The sequence below is a fragment of the Ochrobactrum sp. WV_118_8 genome, assembly GCF_039631535.1.
Taxonomy (GTDB): Bacteria; Pseudomonadota; Alphaproteobacteria; order Rhizobiales; family Rhizobiaceae; genus Brucella; species Brucella anthropi.
This window is the reverse complement of sequence record NZ_JBDIUZ010000001.1, coordinates 1906787-1917742: the sequence shown is the minus strand read 5'-3', so window position 1 is coordinate 1917742 and position 10956 is coordinate 1906787. Positions and strand designations below refer to the sequence as shown.

Below are 10956 nucleotides of genomic sequence, written 5' to 3'. Positions count from 1 at the left end.
TACTACCGTGCCTCGTCGGGCTGGGGCGCGCTCTCGCGGCGGATCGGATTCTCGGGGATTTCGCGCGGCATCGCATTCGGCGGAGGCGGTTCGGGAAGACGCTCCATCGGACGGGCGCCGGGCGCGAGGAAGCGATGACGGTTCTCCGCCCAGGCTCGGAGACACCCCGGATCGCGTGGCCCCGCTTCACCGAGGGACTGGCAGCGGATCAGCTCATCGCGCAGCAGATCGGCCTGCGCCTCGGTCGAGCGGCCGGATGGCCAGGCGGGCGGCGCTTCTTCCTTCCGGGTCATCTCGATGGCGGTCGCGGTTACCGCGACCGCGACGAACACGACGGCGCCAAGCCGGGCGAGCATCTTGCCGTCCATGACCATGTCCTCAGTTGCCGTTCGGGAACATGCGCGCGTTGCCGGGCTCGTAGCCGGTACCCGGGGTCAGGAACCGGCGGCGCTGTTCGCGGCCCTGTTCGGCCGCTGCCGCCCGCTCGGCCTCGGAGAGGCTCTGTGCGCGGCCATTGGCGGCGACGACGGCGGTGAGGTCGGCGAGCTGCTGTGCTTGCAGAGCGAGAAGCTGATTCCCCGCTTGCGTCGCCTGCAGCGCGCCGGTCGCGCCCTGGCTTTGACCGACGAGCGCCGTCATCTCACTGCGATTGGTATCGATGTTGCCGACGACGCCCGCCTGCACCCGCATGGCGTCCTGCAAACCGCCGACCGTATTCTGCCAGCGTTCCCGCGCCTGGGAGACGAGCGCCTGATCGGAAGCCGACATCGACGCGTTGCCGTAGGTGGTCTGGAACGCGCGGTCGATCTGCTGGACGTTGAGGGCGATGCCCTGCGCCTCCGCGAGAAGTTGCTGGGTGCGCTGCATCGACTGCTGAAGCTGCTGGAGCGAGGAGTATGGCAAGCTCGCGAGATTGCGGGCCTGATTGATCAGCATCGTCGCTTCATTCTGAAGCTGGGTGATCTGCTGATTGACCTGCTGGAGCGTGCGCGCCGCCGTCAGGACGTTTTGCGCATAGTTGGTCGGATCATAGACGATCCACTGCGCGGCTGCGGGCGGCGCAAGGATCGGCGACAGCGCGAGCGGCGCGGCGAGGAGCGCGGCGCCGATGCCCAGCGCGCGCGAGCGGGAAGAATGAGAGCGGGTCATGAGCGTGCCTCCGGATCGGTTTGGGGGGTGACATTGGTGAGGTCGGGGATGAGGTCGGAGGCCCAGCCAAGCCGGTTCTCGCCAAGCCATTCGGCAAGGAAACCATCCGTGCCGCTGCGGGCGTGAACCGCGGCGATCAGCGCCTGATGCTGCTTCGACGAGGCTGCGCACAGCGCCAGGGCTACGTCCGACAGGCCTAGCTCGAACAAGCGATTCCCCCGCCGCGACTGGCAGTAGTAGTCGCGCTTGGGCATCGCCCGGGCGAGGATCTCAATTTGGCGATCGTTGAGGCCGAAACGCCGATAGATGGCGGTGATCTGCGGCTCGATCGCGCGTTCGTTCGGTAGCAGAATACGGGTCTGGCAGCTCTCGATGATCGCGGGCGCGATTGCAGACCCATCGATGTCGGAGAGCGACTGGGTGGCGAAGATGACGCTGGCGTTCTTCTTGCGCAGCGTCTTCAGCCATTCGCGGAGCTGACCGGCGAAGCCGTCGTCGTCCAGCGCGAGCCAGCCTTCGTCGACGATTAGCAGCGTCGGACGACCGTCTAGGCGGTCCTCTATGCGATGGAAGAGATAGGCGAGCACAGCGGCGGCAGCACCGGTGCCGATCAATCCCTCGGTTTCGAAGACCTGAACATTGGCTTCGCCCAGATGCTCGGCCTCGGCATCGAGCAGCCGGCCATAGGGGCCGCCAACACAGTATGGTCGGAGCGCCTGTTTCAGATCGTTGGATTGGAGGAGAACCGAGAGACCCGTTAGGGTGCGTTCGCTGATAGGCGCGGAGGCCAGCGACGACAGCGCCGACCACAGATGCTCCTTGACCTCGGGCGTGACCGGGACTCTTTCGCGCCCCAGGATCGCGATCAGCCAGTCGGAGGCCCATGCCCGCTCGGCGACATCGTCGATCCGCGCCAACGGTTGCAGTGACACGCTGTCGTCAGCGCCTTCGGTAAGCCCACCGCCGAGATCGTGCCAGTCGCCGCGCATGGCGAGGGCTGCGGCCCGGATCGAGCCGCCGAAGTCGAAGGAGAAGACCTGGGATCGCGGATAGCGTCGGAACTGAAGCGCCATGAGGGCGAGCAGCACGGATTTGCCGGCGCCGGTCGGGCCGACGATCAGAGTATGGCCGACGTCGCCTGCATGGATGGAAAGCCGGAACGGGGTCGAGCCTTCGGTTCTGCCGTAAAGCAGTGGGGGTGCATTGAAGTGCTCGTCCCGTTCCGGTCCAGCCCACACCGCCGACAGCGGGATCATGTGGGCGAGATTCAGTGTCGAGATCGGCGGCTGCCGGACATTGGCGTAGACATGGCCAGGCAGCGAGCCGAGCCAAGCATCCACGGCGTTGATGGTCTCGGGCATTGCCGTAAAGTCGCGGCCCTGGATTACCTTCTCGACGAGACGGAGTTTTTCGGCGGCGATGCGGGGATCGTCATCCCAAACCGCGATCGTCGCCGTCACATATGCCTGGCCGGCGTAGTCGGCGCCCAGCTCCTGCAGCGCCATGTCGGCGTCGGCCGCCTTGTTGGCCGCGTCGGTGTCGACCAGCGCCGAAGCCTCGTTGGTCATCACCTCTTTCAAGATCGCCGCAATGCTTTTGCGCTTGGCGAACCATTGCCGCCTGATCTTGGTCAGCAGCTTGGTCGCGTCAGTCTTGTCGAGGAGGACGGCGCGCGTCGACCAGCGATAGGGAAAGGCCAGGCGGTTCAGCTCGTCGAGGATGCCGGGCGTGGTCGCTGTCGGGAAGCCGACGATGGTGAGGATGCGCAGATGCGCATCGCCCAGGCGGGGCTCCAGCCCGCCGGTCAGCGGCTGATCGGCGAGAAGCGCATCGAGATACATTGGTGTCTCGGGGACGCGGACGCGGTGCCGCTTCGTCGAGACGGTCGAATGCAGATAAGTCAGCGTCTCGCCGTCATCGAGCCAAGCGCATTCCGGCATGAAAGCGTCGATGAGCTGGAGGATGCGATCGGTGCGGTCTGCAAAGCCGCGCAGGATCTCGTGCGCATCGACGCCGGCATGATCACGGCCCTCGTAGAGCCAGGTCTCGGCGCGGGCGGCGTCCTCGACCGGCGGCAAATAGAGGAAGGTCAGGAAATAACTGGACTCGAAGTGCGCCCCGGCTTCCTCGAAATCGGCCTTGCGCTCGGCATCGACCAGGGCCGAAGCGCTGTCGGCGAACATGCTGGCCGGATAGGTGACGGCGCCGTGCCGCTGCGCCTCGACGAAGATGGCCCAACCGGAGCCGAGACGGCGGAAGGCATTGTTGAGGCGGCCGGCGACGGCCACCAGCTCGGCCGGGACGGCGCTGTCGAGGTCGGGCCCGCGGAAGCGTGCGGTGCGCTGAAGGCTGCCGTCCTTGTTCAGCACGACGCCTTCGCCGACCAACGCCACCCAAGGGAGGTAGTCGGCGAGCCGAGTGTTGCGGTTGCGATATTCGGCGAGGTTCATCATCAGCGTCGCTCCTCAGACCGACAGGTGGCCGGGGATGCGCAGATGCTTGCGCACGACGTCGACGAACTGCGGATCGCGCTTGGCGGCCCAGACCGCCGCGAAATGCCCGATGGCCCAAAGCCCCAGGCCGACCAGCCACAGGCGAAGGCCGAGGCCGAGCGCGGCGGCCAGCGTCCCGTTGAGGATGGCAAGCGAGCGCGGCGCGCCGCCGAGCAGGATGTGCTCGGTCAGCGCCCGGTGGACCGGGACGGAGAAGCCCGGCAGTTCGCCGCCATGATCCGCGCCATCGGCCATCAGACGAGCGCCCCACCGCCGAACGAGAAGAAGGACAGGAAGAAGCTGGACGCGGCGAAGGCGATCGACAGGCCGAAGACGATCTGGATCAGTTTGCGGGCGCCGCCCGACGTGTCGCCGAAGGCCAGCGTCAGGCCGGTGATGATGATGATCATCACCGCGATGATCTTGGCGACAGGCCCCTCGATCGATTCGAGGATCGACTGAAGTGGCGCCTCCCAAGGCATCGACGAACCCGACGCATGGGCGGCCGGCGCCAGGGCGAGTGTGAGGAAGGTGACCGACACCGCCGTGGCGATGTGGCGGCGGATGCGCAAAGCATGCTTGATCATGACGGTTCTCCTGTGAGCGGCGGGCTTGCGGGGGTGACGCGGTAGTCGCCGTCGGGGCCGAGGCCCTCGATGCGGGCGAGTTCGGCCAGGCGGCGGGACGCGCCGCGGCCAGAGAGGACGGCGACCAGATCGATCGTCTCGGCGATGAGCGCGCGCGGAACGGTGACGACCGCTTCCTGGATGAGCTGCTCCATGCGGCGCAGCGCGCCGATGGCGGTGCCGGCGTGGATGGTCCCGACGCCGCCGGGGTGGCCGGTGCCCCAGGCCTTTAGGAGGTCGAGCGCCTCGGAGCCGCGCACCTCCCCGATAGGAATGCGGTCGGGCCGCAGGCGGAGCGAGGAGCGGACGAGGTCAGAAAGCGATGCGACGCCGTCCTTCGTTCGCATGGCGACGAGGTTTGGAGCGGCGCATTGCAGCTCGCGCGTGTCCTCGATCAGGACGACGCGGTCGGACGTCTTGGAGACTTCGGCAAGGAGCGCGTTGGTGAGAGTGGTCTTGCCGGTCGAGGTCCCGCCGGCAACGAGGATGTTACGCCGATCGGCGACGGCCTGGCGCAGCGTTTCGGCCTGATCCGCCGCCATGATTCCGGCTGCCACGTAGTCGTCGAGCGTGAAGACAGCGACAGCGGGCTTGCGGATCGCGAATGCCGGCGCGGACACCACGGGCGGCAACAGGCCCTCGAACCGTTCCCCCGTCTCGGGTAGCTCGGCCGAGACGCGGGGGGCGCCAGGATGAACCTCGGCGCCGACATGGTGAGCGACGAGGCGGATGATCCGCTCGCCATCTGACGCCGTCAGCAACTCACCCGTATCGGAAAGCCCCTCGGACAGCCGGTCGACCCAGAGCCGCCCATCGGGATTGAGCATCACCTCGACGATCGCGGGGTCTTCCAGAAAGCGGGCGATGGCGGGGCCGAGCGCGGTGCGCAGCATGCGCGCGCCGCGTAGGATCGCTTCCGATTTCTGGTGATTTGCCGCCACGTCGTCCCCGTTCTCTTGCGGGACCGCGACATGCGGCCCTGGATCGGGGATGAGTAGAAGAGGCAGAAATCATGGCCTGACAACAACCATAATGTGGTCGTCGTACTGTGGCGTACAAAGACAGGGAAGCGGCGGAACGCAGCAATACTTGCGATGCGTCGATCAGTGATTATTCCGCGTCGTGCGCGGGAATGTCTTCCGCGATTTCCTGCCTGAGCTTCGGTCCCTGCGCGAGTCGTCGGCCAAGGGCGGTGACGAAAGCTTCGTAGCGCTCGGCGGCCTTCGCACGCGCCGCGATCTGCGCCGGCTCGGGCAGTGGCGGGTTGGACGTCAGCCAGAAGCGGATAAACACGGCGAGCGTCTCGACTGAAATGCCAAGGTCGCGCTCCATCCGCGCGATGCGACGATCGAGCTGGTCGAGCCGCTTGGTGGTGGCCGCCTCTTGCCGTTCCGCGGCATCAGGCGACAAGAAGGAGGCGATGCCTGCTTCTGCGACTAGCGACAGGGATAGGTCTCGCCGCGCGGCGTGCGCGGTGAGCGCCTTCATCACATCGGGATCGAGATAGACCGACAGCCGCTGTTTCTTGAGAGGTTTCGTCACGACCGCCCCTACAACTCGATGCCATCGCCCGGGTCGAGCGATGCCTGACGGGCGACCTGGCGCATGGTCTGGTTCATGCGGCTTAGGCGCGCGGCATCCTCATCGACGTCATCCCGAGGATCGATTTCGAACTCGTTCTCGATGACCGCCTTGCGCTCGACGGTCTTCGTTCGGCTGAGTTCTGGCTGGTGACGACGCTCCGACTCGGTCGGATCATCGTCCGATGCCTCCTGCGCAGCGATCGGTGCGTGGAGGTCGGGCGCCGCCGGCAGCGCCAGTGTGCTCCAGTCGTCGGCCTGACCTGTTCGCGGTTTCGTCAGGGTCGGCGGGGTCAGGATGCGCTCCTGAAGCCGCCGATCCTCGTAGTATCGTGCCTTCTTCGCCCGGATTGGGGAGATGCCGGCGACCATGACGATCTCATCCGAAGGGGGAAGCTGCATGATCTCGCCCGGCGTCAGTAGCTGCCGGGCCGTCTCAGAGCGTGAGACCATCAGATGCCCCAACCACGGCGACAGCCGGTGTCCGGCATAGTTCTTCATCGCCTTCATCTCGGTCGCGGTGCCGAGCGCGTCCGAAACGCGTTTGGCGGTTCGCTCGTCATTGGTCGCGAAGCTGACCCGGACATGGCAGTTGTCGAGGATCGAGTTGTTAGGCCCGTAGGCCTTCTCGATCTGGTTCAGCGACTGGGCGATGAGGAAGGCCTTCAGGCCGTAACCCGCCATGAACGCCAGTGCGCTCTCAAAGAAGTCCAGGCGCCCGAGGGCGGGAAACTCATCGAGCATGAGCAGCAGACGGTGTCGGTTGCCCTTCGCCTGCAAGTCCTCGGTCAACCGGCGCCCGACCTGGTTGAGGATCAGGCGGATCAAGGGTTTGGTGCGGTTGATGTCGGATGGCGGGACCACGAGGTAGAGCGTGGTCGGATGCTTGCCTTCGACCATATCGGCGATGCGCCAGTCGCAGCGGCGGGTGACCTCGGCCACGACGGGATCGCGATAAAGCCCGAGGAACGACATCGCAGTCGACAGCACGCCCGACCGCTCATTGTCGGATTTGTTGAGCAGCTCGCGGGCCGCGCTGGCGATCACCGGATGCGGGCCGGCCTCGCCGAGATGCGCGGTCTTCATCATCGCCGCGAGCGTCGACTCGATCGGGCGCTTCGGATCGGACAGGAAGGCGGCGACGCCGGCCAACGTCTTGTCGGGCTCTGCATAGAGGACGTGGAGGATGGCCCCGACCAAAAGTGCGTGCGACGTCTTCTCCCAGTGGTTCCGCTTTTCGAGCGAGCCTTCCGGGTCGACCAGGATGTCGGCGATGTTCTGCACGTCGCGCACTTCCCATTCGCCGCGCCGCACCTCGAGCAGCGGATTGTAGGCCGCCGACTTCGCATTCGTCGGATCGAACAGCAGCACGCGGCCGTGGCGGGCGCGGTAGCCGGCGGTCAGCGTCCAGTTCTCGCCTTTGATATCGTGGACGATCGCCGACCCCGGCCAGGTCAAGAGCGAGGGCACGACCAGACCCACGCCCTTGCCGGAACGCGTTGGCGCGAAGCACAGCACATGCTCGGGGCCGTCATGTCGGAGATAGTCGCGCTCGTGTTTGCCGAGCACGACGCCATCTGGACCGAGCAAGCCTGCGGCTTTCACCTCCTCCGGCCGCGCCCAGCGGGCCGAGCCATAGGTCTCGACGTTTTTCGCTTCGCGTGCCCGCCACACCGACATGCCGATCGCGACGGCGATGGAGATGAAGCCACCCGATGCGGCGATATAGGCGCCCTCGACGAAGATCGGCGGCGCATAGGCGTCGTAGAAATACCACCACCAGAAGAAGGCGGGCGGGTAGTAGATCGGCCAGCCCGCCAATTCGAACCAGGGCAGTCCGAGCTGAGGCTGGAAGCCGAGACGATAGGCCGTCCATTGTGTCGCGCCCCAGGTCGTCATCAACACGATCAGGAAGACGGTGAGGATCTGACCCCAGAGGATTTTAGTCGCCGACATGGGCGTACTCCTTTCTTGGTTGGGCTACATGCCGAGGCCTCGATTGCGGCCGAAGCTCCAGTCGACGCCGCCGCCGCCGCGCGAGACGCCGGAGACGTGCTGGCCGAGTTGACGTTCGAGGGAGGGCGACCAGGGCACGAGCTGGAAGCCGAGGCCGTCGTCGATCATGGCGAAGCGGCCGGAGGCGAGCGCGAAGCGCTGCCGATAGGTGCCCGCGACATACTCGCCCGTTCCGGCCTTCAAGAATGACCGGCCGGTCTCGGCCGCGAGCTTCTCCCCGAGCGCTTCGACCTCGCGCTGGCGCAAGGTTTCGATCAGCCCCGGAGAGAAGCTGACGCCGCGCGTTTGCCGCTCGGCGAGCCCCTGGGCGATGAGATGGTCGGCGCGTCGGTCCATCGCCTGGCGAACCTCCGCGCCGAAGCCGCCACCGCCGAGCGCTGCCGGCTCGCGGGCGATCGCCTGCCGGTCGAGCCAGGTGGCGCCGGTTGCATGAACTTGCCGCTCAATATCGAGATCGGACCGTACCGCGAGCGCGACACGCCGGCGGCCCTGCGCGTCGTCGAACTTGCGCAGTTCGACGATCGAACCAGGCGCACTGTCCCCGGCGGCATCGAGATCGGCGAGCTTGATATGGTGGGTGCGCCCGTCGGTGCCGTCGACCACGGCGTAGGCTGTACCCTTCAACTCATCGTCGAGACCGCGGTCGACCAGCCGTCCGATGACCGGATCGTCAATGCTCTCGCCGGCGAGCACATAGCTCGTCGTGCCGCGCTCGATGCCGCGTTCGGTCAGTCCGCGGTGGATGCGCTTGATGATGTCGCCGCGCTCGCCAAGCGCGCGCAGCGTCTTTTCGGCATCGTCCGATACGACCCACTGGCTGAGACCGACCTGATCGGCGAGGCCGAGTGTCTCCAGCTTGCGCAGCCGACCGACCTTCAGCGCGTGGAATTCGTCTGGCTGCTGATCGGGATGTGGGGCGAGGTCGGCGACGCCCGTGCGATAGCTGTCGCGGGCGATCTGGCGATCGAGATCGGTCCAGCGTTCCGCCTCGACCTGACGCCCGAGGTTGCGCCGGATCTCCTGCTCGGTGCGCGGCCCAAGCTCCTGGGTGACGAGATCCTGCGCGCGGGCGCGCATGCCTTCCTTGATGTAGTCGCGCGAGATCACGAGGTCTTGGCCGTCGTCGGTCCGACCCCGCAGGATGATATGGACGTGCGGATTGTCGGTGTTCCAGTGATCGACGCCCACCCAGTCCAGCTTTGTGCCGAGGTCCTTCTCCATCTGGTCCATCAGCTCGCGCGCGAAGCCCTTGAGGTCGCTGATCTCGGTCGCGTCCTCGGGTGAGACGATGAACCGGAAGTGATGCCGGTCGTCCTGGGTGCGCTTGGCGAAGGCCCTCGGATCGGCGTCCTCGGTTTCGGGACCGAACAGGTGCGCCTTCTCCCCATCCCGGGTGACGCCCTCGCGGCGGAGATAGCTGAGGTGGGCGGAGAGCGGCGCGGCCTGCGCGCTATGACGGACGACGCGCGTCTTGATGACGGTGTTCCGCGATCGGCCCGAGAGCAGCCGATTGGCCTGCACGGTCGCGCGCAGTCCGCGTCCGAACCGCGAGCGATTGCCCTTGCTGATCTGGCCGGAGCGCGAGACGCGTCCACCGGCCCGCTGAGCGGCGGCGAGCGCCTGGGCAATGAAGGGCCGCGCCTGCTGCGCACGGGTCGAGCGGATGCGGCCAGGCCGGATGCGGAAATCGTCCTCGCCGCTCATGGTCGAGGCCCCGCACATCGCGCAAACGCGCGGAAAGCCTTGGCGAAATGGCAAATGCGCAGGCTGCGCCGATGAGGCGCACCTCGCGCAAATGCGCCACAAGTCCCTGAAAACACACCACCGCACCAAGCCGCACCTCGCCGGCTTTTATCTCGCCATCGTGCGGTTGTGCTGTCGGCTCCTCCTCTCCGGACCGCCATTTGCCCGCCAGACCGCGCCACAATGCGAACCGGTGCGAAAGCGGTCATCGCGGGCCACCAGGGACATTGCGCGCGACGAAAAGGCCATCGGTGCGCGAAGCCACCGGGCCTTGATCGCGCTCCGGGGCAACCGCTGCGGGGGCGTCCGGAGCGCCCGCAGACTGCACCGGCGCGGCAGGTTCGCTGCCGGCCGACTGCGGGGCAAAGAGCGGCGCCCGGGTCCAAGCCAGGGGATCGGCGGCCGCCACCGTGACGGGGCCGGCGAGTTCACCGCCGCCGAGAACGGGGGCGAGCGCCGCGACGTAGGCGCGGGTTTCAGCCGGCAATGGGCGGCCTGCGAGATACTCTTCGTAGCGGCCCGGGCCGGCGTTGTAGGCCGCCAGAAAGCCGGGCCAACCGTAGCGGCCGTGCATCTCGCGCAGATACGCAGCGCCCGCCAGAATGTTGTCGCGCGGATCGTAGGGATCGCCGCCGAGCCGATGCCGGACGCGGAGTTCGGCCCAGGTGGCCGGCATGATCTGCATCAGTCCAATGGCGCCGGCCGACGAGATGGCGCGCACATCGCCTGCGCTTTCGACGCGCATGACGGCGCGTATCCACGCTTCTGGAACGCCGAACCGCTGCGCCGCCTCCGCGATGTAAGCGCCATAGGGATCGCTGCGTGAGGGCCGCTCCACCTGCGCTTGCTGAGCGTAGGCAGTGCTTGCGGCCGGCGCGGCGAGGATTAGGCCGGAAAGGAGAAGGAGGGCTGTACGTCGGAGGGCGATCCTCCCTCCGACGGCAGGCTGATGGCGCGCGACGGTCATCGATCAATCCCGCTCGCCGCGCTTCGGCGGGCGATTCCAATGCAGGCTCCAGGCGGACTTGTCGTCGGCCGATTGGAACAGATTGGCGCGGATCGGGTGGTCGAAGGTCGGATCGTCGAGTTGCAGCGAGACGTATTCGCCGGCCTTCTCGCCGGTGCGCTTCCAGCCCGCGCCGATCTCCGCGCCAGTCTCGTTGCTCATGGTGTCGAGCACATGGACGCGGTAGTCCGGCGCGTTCTCGGCATCGGACGGCTCGGCCGCGACGATGATGATGTCCTGATGCAATGACAGCGTCGTCAGGTCGCCGATGAAGCCATCATTCTCGCGCACGAATTGACCGATCACGGGCATGGGTCGTCTCCTTCAGATTGCGGTGAACAGGG

11 protein-coding genes are annotated in these 10956 nt (G+C 66.7%); all 11 read right to left on the bottom strand.

Translation table 11 applies throughout. The features are described 5' to 3' along the window. Window positions 1–2 precede the first annotated feature (2 nt). Entirely contained in the window at window positions 3–368 is a 366-nt protein-coding gene (gene trbK-alt, locus ABDF71_RS09275) for a putative entry exclusion protein TrbK-alt (RefSeq protein ID WP_088217350.1), read from the bottom strand. A 10-nt stretch (window positions 369–378) separates the two neighbouring features. Beyond that, window positions 379–1149, bottom strand: a complete 771-nt coding sequence (gene trbJ / locus ABDF71_RS09270; RefSeq protein ID WP_088217351.1) for a P-type conjugative transfer protein TrbJ — start codon at window positions 1147–1149, stop codon at window positions 379–381. After that, entirely contained in the window at window positions 1146–3602 is a 2457-nt protein-coding gene (trbE, locus tag ABDF71_RS09265; protein ID WP_088217352.1) for a conjugal transfer protein TrbE, read from the bottom strand. The genes trbJ and trbE overlap by 4 nt, the downstream gene beginning before the upstream one ends. A gap of 12 nt (window positions 3603–3614) precedes the next feature. Continuing rightward, window positions 3615–3896 (bottom strand): VirB3 family type IV secretion system protein, encoded by a 282-nt coding sequence (locus ABDF71_RS09260; RefSeq protein WP_039187889.1) that lies wholly within the window; start codon window positions 3894–3896, stop codon window positions 3615–3617. Continuing rightward, window positions 3896–4228, bottom strand: coding sequence for a TrbC/VirB2 family type IV secretion system protein (locus ABDF71_RS09255; protein ID WP_037455233.1), 333 nt, complete (start codon window positions 4226–4228; stop codon window positions 3896–3898). The genes ABDF71_RS09260 and ABDF71_RS09255 overlap by 1 nt, the downstream gene beginning before the upstream one ends. Further along, on the bottom strand, window positions 4225–5208 hold the full coding sequence (gene trbB, locus ABDF71_RS09250; RefSeq protein WP_088217353.1) for a P-type conjugative transfer ATPase TrbB: 984 nt from the start codon (window positions 5206–5208) through the stop codon (window positions 4225–4227). Before trbB ends, ABDF71_RS09255 begins: the two co-directional genes overlap by 4 nt. Window positions 5209–5377: 169 nt before the next feature. After that, window positions 5378–5809, bottom strand: a complete 432-nt coding sequence (locus tag ABDF71_RS09245; protein WP_039187904.1) for a hypothetical protein — start codon at window positions 5807–5809, stop codon at window positions 5378–5380. Window positions 5810–5817: 8 nt separating this feature from the next. After that, a complete protein-coding gene (locus ABDF71_RS09240; RefSeq protein ID WP_088217354.1) occupies window positions 5818–7803 on the bottom strand; it encodes a conjugal transfer protein TraG in 1986 nt (661 codons plus the stop codon). A 24-nt stretch (window positions 7804–7827) separates the two neighbouring features. Beyond that, entirely contained in the window at window positions 7828–9567 is a 1740-nt protein-coding gene (locus ABDF71_RS09235) for a relaxase/mobilization nuclease domain-containing protein (protein WP_088217355.1), read from the bottom strand. A 244-nt stretch (window positions 9568–9811) separates the two neighbouring features. After that, complete coding sequence (locus ABDF71_RS09230; protein ID WP_500061478.1) at window positions 9812–10573, bottom strand: lytic transglycosylase domain-containing protein; 762 nt, start codon at window positions 10571–10573, stop codon at window positions 9812–9814. A 3-nt stretch (window positions 10574–10576) separates the two neighbouring features. Then, the gene (locus ABDF71_RS09225) at window positions 10577–10924 is read right to left on the bottom strand and encodes a DUF736 domain-containing protein (protein WP_088217357.1); all 348 of its coding nucleotides are present in this window, start codon (window positions 10922–10924) and stop codon (window positions 10577–10579) included. Window positions 10925–10956 lie beyond the last annotated feature (32 nt).